The sequence below is a fragment of the Shewanella sp. FeAMO genome, from assembly GCF_053653955.1.
Genome location: NZ_CM132201.1, coordinates 2,419,316 through 2,436,062, shown reverse-complemented (window position 1 = coordinate 2,436,062; position 16,747 = coordinate 2,419,316). Strand labels below are relative to the sequence as shown.

Below are 16,747 nucleotides of genomic sequence, written 5' to 3'. Positions count from 1 at the left end.
ATCTCAAGGTTGTTTGCCGTCAACCAGGGAAAAGTTCACTCATACATGACAGATACCGTCGGGTTATTGTAAAAATACGCAGAATAACAAGGGGCTGAGGTTAAGCTTTATAAGCTTTTATTTCAGGCAAGGACTTTTAGCTTTGCTCAAGGCAGGCTTCAGGCCGGTGCCATATCGGCTTCTTTAGCTGCGGGCTTGACCGCCGTTTGCTCCAGCGGCAACAGCAATATCATCGACGTTCCTATGCCATTGACTCCCGAAGATACCCGCACACTTCCTCCCAACACTTCAGTGGTCAGATGGTGCACTATATGCAGGCCGAGCCCGGTACCACCGCTACCTCGCTTGGTGGTATAAAAAGGGTCAAACACCCTTTGACTATCCTGCTCCTTAATCCCTATGCCGTTATCCATCACGCAGATCTCCACCTTGTTTTTCAGCTTCCGGGCACAGATATGCACTTCGCCCCGGTCGGGTTCTTCAAAGGCATGGATCAGCGCATTGTGTACCAGGTTCTGGATCACCTGCCCCAGGGGGCCGGGATAACTGTGCATATGAATATCGCTGGGAATATCCGTGGTCAACTTATGATGGCTGTGTTTCCACTGGCCGTGATTCAGTGCCAGGATGTCCGCTATCAACTCGTGGAGCCAGAAGGCTTGCCTATCGGCATTGGCCCTGTCAGATGCCACCTGACGGAACTGTTGAATAAGCAGGGCTGAACGTTTGAGATTGCGCTCGGCCAGGGTTAAACCTTCCGCTTGGTATTCAATAAACTCCTCCAACTGCGAGCGTTTAATATTGCCACTGTGATACCCACGCTTGAGCTCATCCACCCTTTCATTCAGCGCAGTGACACACAACATGGTGGCACCAATAGGCGTATTGAGTTCATGAGCCACTCCGGCCACCATCAAGCCCAGAGACGATAGTTTCTCGGTGCGAACCAGTTCCTGCTGTGATGCCCTCAGTTGAGCCAAAGTCAGTGCCAATGCCGCGTTGCTCTGTTGCAACTCATGAGCCTTATCCCCCAGACGCAGATTGGAGCGCGCCAAAAACGCTCCCAGTAAAGTCATGCACAGAAGCACCACGGCGCCGACACCTGTATAGAGCTGCCTGAGCCTGGCTTGAATGAGCAAAGGCTGCTCATCATGGGACAAGGTGTAAAGCATGGGCACTTGGCTGCCATTGTTTAAGCTCGGGCCCACCCGAGAGAAGGTCCACATACCGGTTTCATCGATAAACTGCCCCTGGCTGGTCTGCTGAATGCGCTGCCAGACCTTGGGGTGAACGACCGCCAGACGCTGCTCGGGATCGCCGAACATAAAGCCCCATTCCCTGTGGCCATAAGTTGAAAGCAGCCAATAGCCTTCGGCATTCAGTAGCATGGTCTTGCCGGACTGGCGTAAACGCTCGAGTAAACCACTGCCATCCAGGTTTACCAATGCCAGTCCAAGCTCGCTGGTATTGGTATCCATCACTTTGGTGGCGGCGCGTAAGGTGGGGCGATAGGGTTTCTCTATCTCTCCGCCTTCGATATTGAGATCAAAAGGAGAGTAATAAACCGCCCCCGGAGCCAGTCGGTTGGCTTCAATTACGTAATAGCGTGATGATTTATCCTGCAATGCGTCGTTGGCAACGACCCGCCTTTGATTATCTGTATGATCAACCCTGACCCACTCAACTCCTGAGGTGCCTATCCAGCGAACTTGCATATAACTGGGATAGGCCTTGCTGAAATCCACAAACAGGCGTTGTAACAAGCTCAGCTGTTCGCTCTCGTCAAGCTTTGGGTCGGCCAATACCGATGCCGTCATTTGCGATAGCAGGCTGACATCCTGATGCACCTTGGTCAACTGTGCATCGAGTACCAGAGCGTCTCTGTCTACCAGCTCCCGCTGAGCATAACGCACCTGATCTATCTGCCATTGGGATGCATAGTGATACATAAGCCAGCTTCCCAGCGGTACCAGCAGCCACCAAGGCAAAAGATAACTGACCCAGGTCAACCACTTATTGCGTTTCTGACTCTTGGATGAGGCTTCCCCTGAAATCAGTGGTGTCATCACGGCCTGTTCGGGCAACTCTATCGACATAAGTGGGGTCCCATTCAGCGTTTACTGAGCCACAACAACAGCTCATCCAGTGGCATGGCCTTACCATACAGCCACCCTTGAGCGATATGGCAGCCATTATCCCTGAGCCAGTTGGCCTGGCTGCGAGTCTCAACCCCCTCGGCAACCACAGAAATATTCAATCGCCGCCCCAACTCAATGATCATCGACGCCAGAAAACGGCTGCGCTCATCTTCATCCAGCCTGGCGACAAAGGTCATATCTATCTTCAAGTGATCGGCCGGCAACTGCAGCAGGTATTCGAGTGACGAAAGCCCGGTACCGAAATCGTCTATCGCAACTGTGCCGCCCCAGGCACGGTGACGCTGGAGAATTTTCGCAACTTGCTGGAACGATTGCATCATGGCGGTTTCGGTGACTTCCAAACACAGACGGCTAGGCTCAACACCTGCAAGACGGCATTGTTGTTTGAGCCTGTCGAGTACATCCGGTTTATCCAGTTGGCGAGCCGAATAATTAAGACTGACCAAAATATCGGTAAAACCGGCCTGATCCAGCGCATGCACTGCCTGACAGGATAACGCAACCACTATGTCGCCTATGCCGTGAATGTAAGACGACTGCTCTGCCAACGGGATAAAGGTGCCCGGAGGTACCATGCCGTCTTCGGTCTGCCAGCGCAGCAAGGCCTCCACGCCGACAACCTCACCACTCTTGAGATCTATCTGTGGCTGGAAGTGCAGTACAAACTCCTGGCGTTGAATGGCGGTATGCAGCCGTTGCATCAACTTGAATCTGTGTGCCGCCTGATGCTCAAATTCGGGATCAAACGCCTGTATGCTACCAGGCCCTCGGGATTTGGCATTTCTGAGCCCGGTACCTGCGGTGCGCAGCAGTTCGGCGGGATCCTGGCCACTGATGGCCAGAGAGACTTCTGTCATACAGGCGGTGAGAATATGACGGCTGTTATCGATTTCAAATGGCGCACTGAACACCCGCTGCGCCCTGTCGATATTGACCTGCTCCTTATGGCCAATGACGGCGAACAGATCTGAATGCAGTCGTCCAATAACAGTCGGCTGCGGAAAAACCTCCTGTAACCTCTGGGCTACCGCCTGCAGCACCTGATTGCCAAACACTGAGCCAAACAGATTATTGAGGCCGGAGAAATGATCCAAATCCAATAACAGCAGATTGTGCGCACTTGCGCTGGACATAGCCTGCAACCTGGAGAGTTCCCGCAGCAAGGCACTGCGATTGGGGATGCCGAGCAGTTCATCCTGGTAGGCAATCTTGTCGAGCCGGCTTATCAGGGCTACGTTGCCAAAGCCCTTGGAAACATTGGCGGCAAACACCTTTAGCAGCTCCATTTCGGTGTCGTCCAAGGTGCGATCTGTGGCCACATAGATGGCAAATTCGGCCAATGCTGCCGATTTCGGGAAAAACAGCACCTGGCTCTCATCGGTACTGACAAAACGTTTTTCCCTGAGCGCCTGTTCCACCATGGACTGAATGGTCGGATCCGGCAACTCCCTGAGGGCACGATTGGCATACTGCCGGAAACGACCACTGCAGGCTATAGTCATGGGCTCAAAGATCTCCTGCCCCGAGCCATCTGCGCTATGACGCCCCCGATTGACACAAACCAGCCCCTCATCCGGCACATCAATAAGATTGGCGATTTCACTTAAGGTAACCGAGGCTATCTGTGCCAGCGTTCGCAGCCCAAGCAAACGGTTGCTGGACTCGACAATGAGTTGCAAACCACGGCGGGCAGAGGAAATGGTCTTGAGCTGGTGATAATTACGCACAGCACCCGTAAGTATGTTGCGAATGCCGCGGCTGGCGAGATCGGACTTAAGCACATAATCAGACAAATCATAGTCTTGCATCACAGACTCGGCCGGTGCCATTCCCGGCTGGCCGGTTAAAAGCACAAAGCGGGTATCGGATATCCCCAGCAGATCCCGCACCGCCTTGACTAACCTGAGACCGGCATCTTCGGTTTCCATTACCACATCGACCAGGACTACGGCAAAGTCGGCGTCTTTACCAAGCAAACTGGACGCCTCGGCCATGCTGTAGGCTTGTATGAGTTCGAGAGGCTGCCCCATCAGGGTCATTTTATTGATGGCAAAACTCAGCGAGTTCTGGAATTTGACATCATCATCCACCGCCAGAATACGCCACTTATTGTCGCGTTGATGGAGCTCTTCCGGCGATGTTTCAGACGAAAACAGAAAATCATCGATCATAGTCACTAATCCCTCAGTCACTTTGCCCGCGTTATTACTTGGACAAAACCTGCAGGCGCTCTATGCCCTGCCCGGTACTCAGCACTATTTGCCTCGGCCAACTTCCTGAACCTATGCTCCTGAACCTCAGTTCAGATGAAATCAGCATGGTTACCGCAATCGCTGCGGCAACACAATTCGGCATCAAGTACTTTTCAATACAGTACGCTATGTCTGATTTAAAGTGTAATCCACTTTTGGCTTAGGGAAAGTGCAAACAAGTCCCATGTGTGCTCTGCGTCGGCTTACAGGCCTGGATGCAAGGCGTGGTTCGCGGCAAATGGCCCTAGTCCTTTGCAAGAAGCACAACACAGCAAACAGGTCTGTAAGCCACGCCCTTTGGGGCTTTCACAGCAAACGGCTCTCTGCGTTATCCGACTTCGACAGGCCCCGGCATGCCTTCAGTCAGAGGCCTTGAACGCCAATTGCTGTGCAAGCCAGAGTGCCATGAGGACTTATTCGCACTTTCCTTATGCCGGTTAACTGCCAGAATAACGGTGTAAATTTTTGCCTAGCACCTGTTTCTGCCTGCGATACTGGTTCAGTTGCCAACAACTGACGGGATACAGCAATAAAAGTAAGGCTTTGAGCCATTTATCATTTTTTTAGCTTGCCCGGTTTGCTATTCTGCCCCCCATCATAGGGATTTGCCGAGCCCGCTAGCCAATTGGGGCGGCAAGCCTTCTAATCCCGTAACCAATTAAAATAATCCACAAGGAAGTTATATGATCCGTTCATTCGCCAAGGAAGACATGTATCCACTATTGGAAATCTGGTTGACCGCCTCCATCGATGCACACGATTTTATCGCCGCAGATTTTTGGCAATCCCAACTGGATAATATGCGCCGGGTCTATATTCCAGCAGCCGAGAACTATGTCTACCAGCATGGCGCCGAAGTGCTGGGGTTTTATTCTCTCTACGAGAACAGCCTGGCGGCTTTGTTTGTTAAACCTGCGATGCAGGGATTAGGAATTGGCAGTCGCTTACTCGAGCACGCCAGGCAGCAAAGAGAACAACTGACCTTAAGTGTTTACTGCGACAACCAGGCCAGTGTCGATTTTTACCAACGCAGGGGAGCTGTGATTATTGGCGAACAAACCTGCGCCGACACAGGCCACAGAGAATATAGCATGCAGCTGACAGGCCTCAGACCCTGAAAGTGGCTCAGATTGCCGATAAAGTTAGCGCCCTGAAGAGAAGGAACACCCGCTATGAGTGAGCAGCGAGGCAGAGTATTGATCCTGGTTGACGTGCAAAACGTCTACTACACAACCAGGCAAGCGCTCGGGCGCAATCTTGACTACAACCGGCTCTGGTCCAAAGTCACCCGTCAACGGCAGCTGGTTAAAGCCTTCGCCTACGCCATAGACAGGGGCGATAAGAAGCAACGGGAATTTCAAAATATCCTGCGGGCCATCGGCTTTGAGGTGAAACTCAAACCCTTTATCCAACGCGCCGATGGCTCGGCCAAAGGCGACTGGGATGTGGGAATTACCATAGATGCACTGGAATATGCAGATGTGGTGGACACCATAGTGCTGCTGTCCGGTGACGGCGATTTTGCCCTGTTGGCCGAAAAACTACGTCAAAAAGGTAAACGGGTTGAGGTTTACGCCGTTCCCGAATTAACTTCGTTGGCTCTGATCAATGCTGCCAGCGAATTCTTCCCCATAGAGGGAGAGTTATTGCTCGGGCAGTGAGCTGGGTTAAGGTCTGCAATCCAGTATCTGCTCTATTGCTTGGCCGGCGTGGTTTACACCGGTTAGCAAAGCCAAGTTCAAAAAGGAAAATAAACATGGAAAACAGTGGTTCAGATAAGCGCCCTTATCTGATTTTGGTGCATGGTGCGCTGGCCAATGCCGAGATGTGGCAACCGCATCTTCCCCACCTTGAAAATGAGTTTGAGATAATCCCTGTCAACTTACGCCATTTCACAGGCCAAACGGACGGCGGTTTCGGCCTCAATACCCACGCCGATGACCTGTATACACAGATAAACAAATTACCGCAGAAGAAGGCTTTGTACCTTGCCGGTTGGTCTTATGGCAGCGATGTGATCCTCAATCTGCTGCTAAAGCATTCTGTTATGCCCACAGGGATATTTCTCTATGAACCCGGTTACCCTGGGGCACTCGAAGGTCAAGTGATGCAAAGCTGGGGGGAAGATGCCAACAATATGTTTGCGCCGATATTTGAACGGGTCGCCAAAGGCGAGTTGGCTGCAGCTGTTGAAGCCCTGATAGATGGCTCGGGCAGTAAGCCCGGCTACTTTAGCCGCCAGGCCGAGGATATTCGCAAGCCCCAACTGGCGCTGGCTTATACTTTGCCGATGCAGCTCAATCAAACCGAGAGCCCTGCCATCACAAAAGATGCCTTGAAAGCCTTCAGGCTCCCCCAAACCTGTACCTTGATAATTGCCCACGGCAGCGATACCCGGGCACTGTTTCGCTTGGTCAGTGAGCAGACCTCAAACCTAGTTGAGAGTGCTCAACTAAGAGTGGTGAAAGACGCCACCCATATGTTGCCTTTGGAAGCGCCCGAGCGCCTGGCCGAGCTTATCAAGAAAAGTTTGCTGTCCTAGCCTCGGCATTTTTCCAAAATCACAAAAAAAGCGGCAACCTTTCAGCTGCCGCTTTTTTGTCTTATTCCCATTCTGCCCTAGGACTTTGGCCGATGCGTTATTCGGGTTTTATCATCTCGAAATGGCTGTAGGCCCTGGCAGTGGCTATCCTGCCCCTGGGAGTACGCTGGATAAAACCTTGCTGGATAAGAAATGGCTCCAGCACATCTTCTATGGTTTCCCGTTCTTCGCCTATGGCCGCCGCCAGGTTGTCGAGACCCACAGGGCCCCCCATAAACTTGTCGATGATCGCCAGCAGCAACTTGCGGTCCATGTAATCGAAGCCTTCGCCGTCCACATCCAGCATATCCAGCGCTTGCTCGGCCACCAACTTGGTGATCCGGCCATCGTGTTTCACCTCGGCAAAGTCACGCACCCGTCTGAGCAGGCGGTTGGCGATCCGCGGGGTTCCGCGGGCACGGCGGGCGATTTCCCTGGCGCCGTCAGAGTCCATCTGCAGTTCCAACATATTGGCAGAGCGGGCAACTATGGTGCTGAGGTCGTCCACATTGTAAAACTCAAGTCGCAGCGGGATCCCGAAACGAGCCCTTAACGGAGACGTCAGCGCACCGGCGCGGGTGGTGGCTCCCACCAGGGTAAACGGCGGTAAGTCCAGTTTGATGGAGCGGGCCGCCGGGCCCTCGCCTATCATGATATCCAGCTGATAGTCTTCCATCGCCGGATAGAGAATTTCTTCCACCACTGGGCTGAGACGATGAATTTCATCGATAAACAGGACATCACCCGGCTCGAGATTGGTCAGCAATGCCGCCAGATCGCCGGCTTTTTCCAGCACAGGCCCCGAGGTGGACTTGATATTCACCCCCATCTCATTGGCGACTATCATTGCCAAGGTGGTCTTGCCAAGCCCCGGCGGGCCGTAGATCAGCATGTGATCCAAGGCTTCCTGGCGGTTTTTGGCGGCTTGAATAAACACCTTGAGCTGAGCGCGTGCCTCATTCTGACCTGTGTACTCGTCCAGTAACTTGGGACGCATCGCCCGATCGATAAGCTCCTCATGAGGAGAGCTCTGGGGTTGGATCAGTCTGTCGGCCTCTATCATGCCTTTACCTTCATTCCTCAGTTATCCGCTCCATGTTACAGCATGGATTTGAGTGCGGCCTTGATCAGGGTTTCTGAATCTATGCCTTCAACAAAGGCGCTGGAAACCGCTTTGCTGGCCTGGGCGGGTTTATAGCCCAAAGAGAGCAAGGCTGCAATGGCATCTTCTTCGGCGCTGTTTGGCGCTTCTACCGGGGTAAAGTTGGACTTGAGCACAAACTCACGCTCATTGCCGCTGGAGGCTTCCATCAGGCTCTTGAGCTTGTCGCGCATCTCAACCAATAAACGCTCGGCGGTCTTCTTGCCCACCCCCGGCAGTTTCACCAAGGTGGCGATATCGTCGCGCTCGACACAACTGACAAATTCCTGCGCCGTCAGCCCCGATAGTATGGTCAGCGCCAACTTGGGGCCGACCCCATTGGCCTTGATAAGTAACCTGAACAGGGCTCTTTCCTGCTTGGTAATGAAGCCATACAGCAGCTGAGCATCTTCACGCACCACAAAGTGGGTATAGAGAGTGGTGCTCTGTTGCAGTTCCGGCAGCTCATAAAAGCTGGTCAACGGCATCTGCAGTTCATAGCCCACGCCATGCACATCCAACAACACTTCCGGAGCTTGCTTTTCCAGCAATATTCCCTGTAAACGCCCTATCATCTGTATCTTCCATAGCTGCGGGCCGTTGCCCGGCCGCCGAGGGCAACCAGACTCTGGCAAGTATGATAATGACACACGGCCACGGCGAGCGCATCTGCCGCATCCGCCTGCGGGGCGGCCGGCAGTTTGAGCAACTGCTGGATCATGTGTTGTACCTGAGTTTTCTGGGCCCTGCCCGTCCCGACCACGGCGCTCTTTATCTGGGTTGCCGTGTATTCAGCCACCGGTAAATTCGCCACTGTGGCCGCCACTATGGCCGCGCCTCTGGCCTGGCCCAATTTCAGCGCCGAATCGGCATTTTTGGCCAGGAACACTTTCTCAATGGCAAACTGCTCCGGCTGATATTGGCGGATAATCTCCGACAGGCCGTCGAATATCTGTTTGAGACGGGAGGGAAGATCCTCGCAGCTGGTGCGAATGCAACCGCTGCCGAGGTAAATCTGGTGCCTTCCCTGACACTGGATCACGCCGTAGCCAGTGATCCGCGAGCCAGGGTCGACACCCAAAATAATCGCCATAGTCCGCCTTATCAGCCGAGGCGTTCCATCACATCATCGGCAATTTCCGCGTTGTGATAGACTTCCTGAACGTCGTCGTGATCTTCCAGCGTGTCGATAAGACGCAGGAACTTGGCGGCGGTATCTTCATCCAGATCGGCCTTGGTCGATGGCACCATGGTCACTTCAGCATTCACCGCTTCAACCCCAATGGCATCCAGCGCATCTTTCACCGCACCGAAATCGGCAGGTGCTGTGTAAACATCCACAGAGCCGTCATCATTGCTGACCACATCCTCGGCGCCGGCTTCCAGTGCGGCTTCCATGATGGCATCTTCATCAACGCCCTCTTCGTAGCTGATAACGCCCTGCTTGGTGAATAGATAAGCCACTGAGCCATCTGTCCCCAGGTTGCCGCCGGACTTATTGAAGGCGTTACGTACGCCGGTCACAGTGCGGTTGCGGTTGTCTGTCATACACTCGACCATAACGGCGGTGCCGCCCGGGCCATAGCCTTCATAAACCACGGTTTCCAGCGACTGGCCGTCGAGTTCACCGGCACCGCGCTTAACCGCACGTTCGACTGTGTCACGGGTCATGTTGTTGGACAGCGCTTTGTCGATAGCGGCACGTAAACGGGGGTTGGAATCCGGATCTGAGCCACCTTCGCGGGCCGATACTGTCAGCTCGCGGATAAGTTTGGTGAACAGTTTACCGCGCTTGGCATCCTGAGCTGCCTTGCGGTGTTTGATGTTGGCCCATTTACTATGACCTGCCATAGGTATATCTCCTCTCAATACCGGTTTAAATTCAAACCGGTAAAAAAACAGACCGAGGCTTATGCCCCGGTTTGATTCACACTTTTATGACTTCAAGCTCAGTCCTTCAGACTTCAGCTTTGTCGGCCGCCTTTTCAGCAACCTTGATACCCAATTCCACCAGTTGTTGTGGATTGGCCTCACCCGGTGCATTGGTCAACGGGCAGGCTGCGGTAGTGGTTTTCGGGAATGCCATCACGTCACGAATCGAGCTGGCGCCTGTCATCAGCATTACCAGACGGTCGAGACCGAAGGCCAAACCTGCGTGCGGTGGTGTGCCGTAGCGCAGTGCTTCCAGCAGGAAGCCGAATTTTTCTTTGGCTTCTTCATCTGTGATCCCGAGAATACGGAATACGGTGGCCTGCATCTCCTGGTTGTGGATACGCACAGAACCGCCGCCGAGTTCGGTACCGTTGAGTACCATATCATAGGCGTCGGATACCGTCTCGGCCGGGTTGGCTTCCAGCTCAGCCGGAGTCACGCCCCTTGGCGCGGTAAACGGATGGTGCACTGCGTACAAGCGACCATCTGCCTTTTCAAACATAGGGAAGTCAACAACCCACAGCGGCGCCCACTCGCCCTTGAGCAGGTTGAAATCTTCACCCAGTTTCAGACGCAGCGCGCCCATGGCTTCGGCAACCACGTTGGCCTTGTCGGCACCAAACAGAATGATATCACCGCTTTGCGCGCCGGTGCGTTCCAGCAGCGCCTTGACGATATCTTCATTGAGGAACTTGAGCACAGGTGACTGAATACCTTCCATGCCGGCGGCCAGGTCGTTGACCTTCATCCAGGCCAGACCGCGAGCGCCATAGATACCAACATACTTGGTGTAGTCGTCTATCTGCTTACGGGACAGCTCGGCGCCACCCGGCACCCGGATAACCGCCACTCGGCCTTCAATATCGTTGGCCGGGCCGTTGAATACCGCAAACTCAACATCCTTGACCAGATCGGCCACGTCCACCAGTTCCAGTGGGTTACGCAGATCCGGCTTGTCGGAACCGAAACGGCGCATGGCTTCGGCATAGGTCATGGTTGGGAATTCACCCAGGTCCACGTTGAGCAATTCGAGGAACAGACCGCGCACCATCTCCTCGGTCTTTTGCATCACCTGCTCAGAGCTCATGAAAGAGGTTTCGATATCAATCTGGGTAAATTCAGGCTGACGGTCGGCGCGCAAGTCTTCGTCACGGAAGCATTTGACGATTTGGTAGTAACGGTCGAAACCTGACATCATCAACAGCTGTTTGAACAGCTGAGGCGACTGAGGCAAGGCGAAGAACTGCCCCTTGTAAGTGCGGCTTGGCACCAGATAGTCACGGGCGCCTTCCGGCGTGGCCTTGGTCAGAATGGGGGTTTCGATATCCAAAAAACCATTGCTGTCCATAAAACGACGCACAGCACTGGTGACCTTGGCGCGGAAAATCAGTCGCTGGGCCATTTCCGGACGACGCAGGTCCAGATAGCGATACTTGAGACGCTGCTCTTCGCTGTTGTTCTGAAAGTTATCCATACTCAGCGGCAGTGGGTCGGCGGCGTTGATTATGGTCAGTTCCTTACCCAGCACCTCGATTTCGCCGGTACGCATATGAGCGTTGACCTGGCTGTCGGGACGGGCTCTGACCACACCTTTAACCTGAACACAGAATTCGCTGCGCAGTGTGCTGGCGACATCGAAAACCTCAGGCAAGTCCGGGTCATATACTACCTGGATCAGTCCTTCACGATCCCGGAGATCCAAAAACACCACACCACCCAAGTCGCGGCTACGGTTCACCCAACCCACCAGGGTCACTTCTTGTCCAACGTGGGACTTGTTTACGTCCCCACAATAATGACTGCGCATCTGCTTTATATCCTTTATTCCGGCCTGCTGAGCTCTGGAACGATTCAACACGATAAGAGCGGCATTATAGAGAATATCTGCCACTTACCAAAGTACTTCACTTTCAGACGGTGAAGTATCAAACAGTTTGCTCCCTTTGACCAGTGGCTGAACCAAGGTCAAGGCACGAGCGTTCAAAATAACAACAATCAGGCACTGCGATAACAGCTGCCGCCACTCTCTTTGGCGCGATACATGAGTTGGTCGGCCCGTTTGAGCAGTTCGATGGCGTTGTCGCCGTCCACCGGATACACGCTGATCCCGACACTGAGTGACAGCTGCACACTGATGTTTTGCCACTTGAGTGGTCCGGCAAGCGATTGGATCAAGTTATCCGCCACCTGACAGACGGCATCGAAATCCTGAATTCGATTGAGTATCACCACAAACTCGTCACCGCCAAAGCGCACCAGAGTATCAGATTTACGGATCACGGCTGCCAGGCGCTGAGTGACCTGCACCAACATTCTGTCACCCACCTCGTGACCATAGGTGTCGTTTATGGCTTTGAAGCCATCGACATCCAAAAACAGCACCGCAAAACGCTCCTGCTCTCTGGCATGTTGCAAAAACGCCTGCTCCAGCCTGTCATCGAGCAGTGCCCTGTTGGGTAAGCCGGTGAGCGGATCGTGATTGGCAAGATGCTTCATCTTGAGCTCGGCCTCACGCCTTAAGCTCATTTCCCGGCTGAGGCGCCGATTGAGCTGCAACACCAGCAGTACAATAAACAGCGCAATCAAGAGTGCCAGCAGAAAATAGCCCAACCATTCCTTGTATTGTTGGCTCTTGTCGGTAATCACAGTGCCAACCCATTTTTCATGGATCCTTTGCCGTTGGCTGTCATCTATACCGCTTATTACCCGGTTAATCAAAGGCACCAAAGGCTTATAGCCGGGCGTGACGCCAATATGGCTCTTTTGATCGGCCATATCGGTTATCAGGTTCATCTTCAGCGCCGGATATTGCCCGGTAGAAAGGGCCGAGGCCAGCGATACCACTTTATCAATAAAGAGATCCGCCCTTCCCAGGTTGACGGCTTCCAACCCTTCGCGCATGCCGGGCACCAACACTGGGCTTATGCCCTGGCTCTTGGCCATAAGCTCACCGGCCAACTGATAACCTTCAACAATCGCCACCCGCTGGCCATTGAGTTGTCCCAGGCTATAAAGATTCAGATGATCCACGGTGGAAACCATGGCCCAGGGCGATGGCCAATAACCGTCGGAAAAAGCCAGCGCAACATGTTGCTCATCCCTCGCCGCCAGACTGGCGGCCATCACCACTTCGCCGCTGCCAAGCGCCTTGAGGAGATCGCGCCACTCATCGAAAGCCACGGGCAGCAGTTTAAGCCCCAACTGCTGCGCCACCCTCGTCATCACGTCGGCATTAATTCCGGCAAACTGTCCCTGCTCATCCTTGAATTCAAAGGGGGGCCAATCCTTGAGGTAACCTACTTTAAGCTCGGGCAAGCTTTCAAGATAGCCCAGCTCTGCCTGGGTCAATGGCAGCCGACTCTGATCCCTGCTGTAAACATGATCGTCACTATTGAGCATCCATTTGTTTTCCAGCGCCGCCAACTCCTCGCGGGTCAACAGATTAAAGCCGGCGATCAGCCTTTGGGTCAGGCCATCGTCCTGGCGGCGGGTCAACACATAGATATCTGAGCTGAACTGCAAGGCTTTTGCTTGCTGGTAACCGGCCCAGAGTCCATGAGTCAACAGATAATGCTGAGTCCAGGCCGAGGGCGAGACGAAGCCTGAGATATCGCCCCGGTCGGCGGCATTGACCATGGCATCGAGAGAGTCGAAATACTTGAGCTGTACCTTGGGTAAGACCTGTTTCAGCTCTGTGATATAAGGCGATGACGGGAAAATCCCCAAGCGTTTGCCGTCCAATAGCGCCAGCGGACTCTCCATCTGGCCTTTGAGAAACAGACGGCTGCTTTGGGTGTGTAAGTGCCAGGCACGCTTGAGTCCAGAGCTGAGATCGTCACTTTCCGGATAGCCTATATGGGCATCGACAATCCCCTGCTTGACCTGCTCCAGAGTGCTGTTCATGCTACCGGCAACAAACTCCACCGGCACCCCGGTTTTGGCGGACCATTTGTGCCAGATATCCACATACAGGCCATGGGGTAAGCCATCCGGGCCAAGATCGGAAAACGGCTCCATATTCAGTGGCATGGCAACCGTGATCCCATGCTGATCGGCACGATACCCCAACCAGCGCCTCTGGGTCTGGACGATAAACTCAGGAGTGATCTGGGCAAAGCCATTATTGATTTCAGCCACCAAGGCCTGCCTGCCTTTGGCGACAGCCGGCGCCACCGGCGAATGCTTTATCAGCATCCGGTTGGCTGTGGGATATTGCTGGGCAATACTGCGGGCCAATTGCCGGTCACGAAGATACCCTTCCATGCCGGCAAACACCTTGATTTCTCCGCGGGATACCGCCTTGAGCAATGCGTCGCGACCTGGGTATAAGGCAAATGACAGGCCGGACTCCTGAGCCTTAAGATCCGATTCGTGGGACGAGCCTTTGACTATCCCTATCCGATACGGCAGCAGCTTCTCAAAACTGTCCTTGTGCCTCAGTTCAGAGTGCAGATAGAGGTAGGTGTCAATACGACTGATGGGCTTGGCAAATTCAAATTCGGCCTCGCGCTCTGGGGTCAGCGCTAACGCCAGATGTACATCCGCCTTGCCTTCTTTGAGCTGCTTCAGGGAATCGTTCCAGTGCCGCGCCACTAGTGTGATGGGTCTTTGATTGACCCGGCTCCATTCCTGCCAGAGATCAACCAGGATCCCCTGTGGCTGGCCGGCATCATCAACAAATTGGTAGGGATAACTATCCTCCCCCATCACTATGACGAGTGGTTTGGCGGGGGACTGGACTTGAGTGGCCGCATCCAGCGGCAGACATACGAGCACACACAATAGACTCAAAAGAGAGGTCAGCGATTTCAAGTGCTTATTTCCTGGTAAGGCGATGTAATTATTTTGTTATTCCTGCACTATTAGACAAAAAATTTGCGTCAATTACCAGAGCGCACTTGCTGCTTTCACGCGGGATTCGGTAAAATACGTCACTGATTTTCCCGCACAAGATTTCAGATGAACACTTCTCAAGACACCATATATGCGACTGACTGCGGTCAGGTCTCAGACTTTGCTTTTGATGACAGGGTAGCCGGCGTATTCAGCGATATGATCCGCCGCTCTGTGCCGGGTTACGGCCAGATCATCAACACCATTGGCGACTTCGCCGAGCGCTTTGTGACACAAGACAGTAAAGTCTATGATTTAGGGTGTTCTCTTGGCGCGGCAACTTTAAGTATTCGTAGGCGCATTGAAGGCAAAGGTTGCGAGATTATCGCCGTCGACAACTCGCCGGCGATGACCGAGCGCTGTCAGGAGTATCTCAATGCTTATGTCAGCGATACCCAGGTGCAGCTTATTTGTGGTGATATTCGTGATATCGTCATCGAAGACGCCTCCTTGGTGGTGCTCAACTTTACTTTACAGTTTCTGCCGCCCGAGGATCGCGATACCCTGATCCAGAAAATATATGCCGGCTTAAGACCCGGTGGCGCCTTGGTGCTGTCGGAAAAAATCCGCTTCGGCGATGAGGTTATCCAGCAAGTACTGGATGAACATCATCTGGATTTCAAACGCGCCAATGGCTATAGCGAGTTGGAGATCAGCCAAAAGCGCAGCGCACTGGAAAACGTGATGAAACCCGATCAACTCAACAATCACTACAACAGATTATCCCAGGCCGGTTTTGCCCATTACGGTGTCTGGTTCCAGTGCTTCAATTTCACATCCATGGTAGCTATCAAGTGATCAGTTTCAGTAATTTCTATCAACAGATTGCCGACTCCAATCTGCAGCATTGGTTGGAAACACTGCCGGCCAAACTCGGCGACTGGCAAAGAGAGCACAAGCACGGTGCCCTGCCCAAGTGGGAGAAGGTGCTCGCCAAGCTCAATTACCCCAGCCCCGACAGCCTGGATTTCAAAGACAGTGTCACCATAGGTTCCGGGGAGCAACTGGCAACGGGGCAGCGGGAAAAACTGGAAAACCTACTGCAGTTGCTGCATCCCTGGCGCAAGGGGCCATTTCATATCCATGGCATTCATATCGATACCGAGTGGCGCTCCGATTGGAAGTGGGAGCGGGTCGCGCCCCATATCAGCCCTCTGGCAGGCAGAACCGTGCTGGACGTGGGTTGCGGCAGCGGCTATCACATGTGGCGCATGTATGGTGAAGGCGCCAAAATGGTGATTGGTGTCGACCCCTCTTCACTGTTTTTATGTCAGTTTGAAGCGGTCAAACGCCTGGCCGGCGGGACTCCGCCGGTGCACCTGCTGCCTTTGGGTATAGAAGAGCTGCCGCCACTGGACGCCTTCGATACTGTGTTCTCCATGGGGGTGCTGTACCACAGGCGCTCACCAATTGACCACTTGTTGCAGTTGCGTGATCAATTGCGAACCGGAGGTGAACTCGTGTTGGAGACTTTGGTCATAGAAGGTGATGAAAATGCCGTACTGCTGCCACGGGATAGATATGGAAAGATGAATAATGTATGGTTTATTCCGTCCGTTGCCGCGTTGCAACTCTGGCTTGAGAAGTGCGATTTTCGTGAGGTTCGCTGTGTTGATCTTGACGTCACTTCACTGGCCGAGCAACGCTCCACGCCTTGGATGCGCAACGAATCTCTGGTGGATTACCTCGATCCGACCGACATCAATTTGACAGTGGAAGGTTACCCCGCCCCCAAACGGGCAACCTTTATCGCGATTAAGTAAGTCGAGTTCACCGAACCCTATATAAA

At 53.5% G+C, this 16,747-nt stretch carries 14 protein-coding genes; 5 read left to right on the top strand and 9 right to left on the bottom strand.

What is annotated here, in order from left to right:
- Positions 1 to 158: 158 nt before the first annotated feature.
- The 3 genes from ACWAU4_RS10860 to ACWAU4_RS10850 are packed head-to-tail and all read right to left on the bottom strand — an operon-like array spanning position 159 to position 4,514.
- Entirely contained in the window at positions 159 to 2,096 is a 1,938-nt protein-coding gene (locus tag ACWAU4_RS10860) for a sensor histidine kinase (protein WP_208125993.1), read from the bottom strand.
- A 14-nt stretch (positions 2,097 to 2,110) separates the two neighbouring features.
- Positions 2,111 to 4,330, bottom strand: a complete 2,220-nt coding sequence (locus ACWAU4_RS10855) for a GGDEF/EAL domain-containing response regulator (protein WP_208125991.1) — start codon at positions 4,328 to 4,330, stop codon at positions 2,111 to 2,113.
- Positions 4,331 to 4,364: 34 nt separating this feature from the next.
- Positions 4,365 to 4,514, bottom strand: coding sequence for a hypothetical protein (locus ACWAU4_RS10850; protein ID WP_156019740.1), 150 nt, complete (start codon positions 4,512 to 4,514; stop codon positions 4,365 to 4,367).
- A gap of 580 nt (positions 4,515 to 5,094) precedes the next feature.
- On the opposite strand from ACWAU4_RS10850, the gene ACWAU4_RS10845 reads away from it, so the two are divergent.
- The 3 genes from ACWAU4_RS10845 (at position 5,095) to ACWAU4_RS10835 (ending at position 6,953) form a co-directional block, all read left to right on the top strand.
- Complete coding sequence (locus ACWAU4_RS10845) at positions 5,095 to 5,529, top strand: GNAT family N-acetyltransferase (protein WP_025009696.1); 435 nt, start codon at positions 5,095 to 5,097, stop codon at positions 5,527 to 5,529.
- Positions 5,530 to 5,583: 54 nt separating this feature from the next.
- Positions 5,584 to 6,072: a LabA-like NYN domain-containing protein gene (locus ACWAU4_RS10840; protein ID WP_025009695.1), complete on the top strand. Its 489-nt coding sequence runs from the start codon at positions 5,584 to 5,586 to the stop codon at positions 6,070 to 6,072.
- 95 nt (positions 6,073 to 6,167) lie between these two features.
- On the top strand, positions 6,168 to 6,953 hold the full coding sequence (locus ACWAU4_RS10835; protein WP_208125989.1) for an alpha/beta fold hydrolase: 786 nt from the start codon (positions 6,168 to 6,170) through the stop codon (positions 6,951 to 6,953).
- Positions 6,954 to 7,050: 97 nt separating this feature from the next.
- Here the strand turns inward: ACWAU4_RS10835 and ruvB are convergent, their stop codons facing one another.
- The 6 genes from ruvB to ACWAU4_RS10805 all read right to left on the bottom strand — a co-directional run bounded on the left by ruvB (position 7,051) and on the right by ACWAU4_RS10805 (position 14,877).
- Positions 7,051 to 8,055, bottom strand: coding sequence for a Holliday junction branch migration DNA helicase RuvB (gene ruvB / locus ACWAU4_RS10830; RefSeq protein WP_096141738.1), 1,005 nt, complete (start codon positions 8,053 to 8,055; stop codon positions 7,051 to 7,053).
- Between the two features lie 35 nt (positions 8,056 to 8,090).
- On the bottom strand, positions 8,091 to 8,708 hold the full coding sequence (gene ruvA, locus ACWAU4_RS10825; RefSeq protein WP_025009693.1) for a Holliday junction branch migration protein RuvA: 618 nt from the start codon (positions 8,706 to 8,708) through the stop codon (positions 8,091 to 8,093).
- Complete coding sequence (gene ruvC, locus ACWAU4_RS10820; RefSeq protein WP_025009692.1) at positions 8,705 to 9,226, bottom strand: crossover junction endodeoxyribonuclease RuvC; 522 nt, start codon at positions 9,224 to 9,226, stop codon at positions 8,705 to 8,707. The genes ruvA and ruvC overlap by 4 nt, the downstream gene beginning before the upstream one ends.
- Positions 9,227 to 9,237: 11 nt before the next feature.
- Positions 9,238 to 9,984 (bottom strand): YebC/PmpR family DNA-binding transcriptional regulator, encoded by a 747-nt coding sequence (locus ACWAU4_RS10815; protein ID WP_025009691.1) that lies wholly within the window; start codon positions 9,982 to 9,984, stop codon positions 9,238 to 9,240.
- Between the two features lie 106 nt (positions 9,985 to 10,090).
- Positions 10,091 to 11,872, bottom strand: coding sequence for an aspartate--tRNA ligase (gene aspS / locus ACWAU4_RS10810; RefSeq protein WP_025889779.1), 1,782 nt, complete (start codon positions 11,870 to 11,872; stop codon positions 10,091 to 10,093).
- Positions 11,873 to 12,060: 188 nt separating this feature from the next.
- The gene (locus tag ACWAU4_RS10805) at positions 12,061 to 14,877 is read right to left on the bottom strand and encodes a diguanylate cyclase domain-containing protein (protein WP_243756858.1); all 2,817 of its coding nucleotides are present in this window, start codon (positions 14,875 to 14,877) and stop codon (positions 12,061 to 12,063) included.
- Positions 14,878 to 15,024: 147 nt separating this feature from the next.
- Here ACWAU4_RS10805 and cmoA point away from each other — a divergent pair, with 147 nt between their 5' ends.
- Both cmoA and cmoB read left to right on the top strand, forming a co-directional pair.
- Entirely contained in the window at positions 15,025 to 15,756 is a 732-nt protein-coding gene (gene cmoA, locus ACWAU4_RS10800; RefSeq protein ID WP_167716271.1) for a carboxy-S-adenosyl-L-methionine synthase CmoA, read from the top strand.
- A complete protein-coding gene (gene cmoB / locus ACWAU4_RS10795) occupies positions 15,753 to 16,721 on the top strand; it encodes a tRNA 5-methoxyuridine(34)/uridine 5-oxyacetic acid(34) synthase CmoB (protein WP_096141736.1) in 969 nt (322 codons plus the stop codon). Before cmoA ends, cmoB begins: the two co-directional genes overlap by 4 nt.
- Positions 16,722 to 16,747 lie beyond the last annotated feature (26 nt).

Excerpts from the sequence above, each read along its gene's own strand:
- ACWAU4_RS10855 (WP_208125991.1), bottom strand. The coding sequence starts at position 4,330 with ATGATCGATGATTTTCTGTTTTCGTCTGAAACATCGCCGGAAGAGCTC.
- cmoA (WP_167716271.1), top strand. The coding sequence starts at position 15,025 with ATGAACACTTCTCAAGACACCATATATGCGACTGACTGCGGTCAGGTC.
- ACWAU4_RS10835 (WP_208125989.1), top strand. The coding sequence starts at position 6,168 with ATGGAAAACAGTGGTTCAGATAAGCGCCCTTATCTGATTTTGGTGCAT.
- ruvB (WP_096141738.1), bottom strand. The coding sequence starts at position 8,055 with ATGATAGAGGCCGACAGACTGATCCAACCCCAGAGCTCTCCTCATGAG.
- ACWAU4_RS10860 (WP_208125993.1), bottom strand. The coding sequence starts at position 2,096 with ATGTCGATAGAGTTGCCCGAACAGGCCGTGATGACACCACTGATTTCA.
- ACWAU4_RS10815 (WP_025009691.1), bottom strand. The coding sequence starts at position 9,984 with ATGGCAGGTCATAGTAAATGGGCCAACATCAAACACCGCAAGGCAGCT.
- aspS (WP_025889779.1), bottom strand. The coding sequence starts at position 11,872 with ATGCGCAGTCATTATTGTGGGGACGTAAACAAGTCCCACGTTGGACAA.
- ruvA (WP_025009693.1), bottom strand. The coding sequence starts at position 8,708 with ATGATAGGGCGTTTACAGGGAATATTGCTGGAAAAGCAAGCTCCGGAA.
- ACWAU4_RS10850 (WP_156019740.1), bottom strand. The coding sequence starts at position 4,514 with ATGCCGAATTGTGTTGCCGCAGCGATTGCGGTAACCATGCTGATTTCA.
- ACWAU4_RS10840 (WP_025009695.1), top strand. The coding sequence starts at position 5,584 with ATGAGTGAGCAGCGAGGCAGAGTATTGATCCTGGTTGACGTGCAAAAC.
- ruvC (WP_025009692.1), bottom strand. The coding sequence starts at position 9,226 with ATGGCGATTATTTTGGGTGTCGACCCTGGCTCGCGGATCACTGGCTAC.
- ACWAU4_RS10845 (WP_025009696.1), top strand. The coding sequence starts at position 5,095 with ATGATCCGTTCATTCGCCAAGGAAGACATGTATCCACTATTGGAAATC.